This window comes from Hoskinsella mucinilytica (assembly GCF_045223415.1).
GTDB lineage: Bacteria > Bacillota_I > Bacilli_A > Erysipelotrichales > Erysipelotrichaceae > Hoskinsella > Hoskinsella mucinilytica.
The window spans coordinates 1-638 of record NZ_JBEQZJ010000115.1 but is presented as its reverse complement, the minus strand read 5'-3'; the positions used below and the strand labels follow the sequence as shown (position 1 = coordinate 638).

The window sequence follows — 638 nt, the reverse complement described above, 5'->3', positions numbered from 1 at the left end:
GGTGAAAGTCCGTTGTGCGGTTGTGGCAACAAGTAGTAAAGCACTAGCCGAAAGCAAGGACATTATCGTGAGGTAATGGCTGAAGGAAGCTGGATATTGGAAAAAAAAACCAATGGGCAAAATCTTGGACCTACGAACAGAAACCGAATATGAGGCTGTTAGTCTGGACGACCTTGCATGACAAAGAGAAGTCCAAGTTGCCAAACATGGCGAAGCAGTAAATTCGGAGGTTACACGAGAGGAAAGTTATCACACCTTCTTCGGGGAGGCCTCATCGACATGGAAACGAGGTGGAGAACGCCACGCAGTGGAAGTGCAGTAACAACGAACGGTGAGGAGTCAGCAGAAGCCGTAGTAGCGAGGAAGTTCCGTAATGGGAATGGAGCAAAGGGCAGAACAGGGAACCAGCTTTGAGATTCAGGAATGTATGTTATTTTCTCAGAACAATCTGTGGTCGACCTAAACGGTTGTGAGGATTGGGAAATAACGAGCGTCAGAAAGGAAAAAGCAGACATGGCAACAGAAATGATGGAAAAGATTCTTTCAGAAGAAAATCTGGAGGAAGCAAAGCGTAAAGTGATGAGTAATAAAGGTAGCGCTGGTGTGGACAAAATGACGGTCATTGAACTTCCAACTTA

Annotated in this window: 1 protein-coding gene; it reads left to right on the top strand. The window is 45.8% G+C overall.

Annotated elements, in window-relative coordinates:
* Positions 1–279: 279 nt before the first annotated feature.
* Positions 280–414 carry a hypothetical protein gene (locus UGRO018_RS17765; RefSeq protein ID WP_416327845.1) on the top strand — a complete coding sequence of 45 codons (135 nt, stop codon included), beginning with the start codon at positions 280–282 and terminating at the stop codon, positions 412–414.
* The last annotated feature ends 224 nt before the right edge of the window (positions 415–638 follow it).

Excerpts from the sequence above, each read along its gene's own strand:
- UGRO018_RS17765 (WP_416327845.1), top strand. The coding sequence starts at position 280 with ATGGAAACGAGGTGGAGAACGCCACGCAGTGGAAGTGCAGTAACAACG.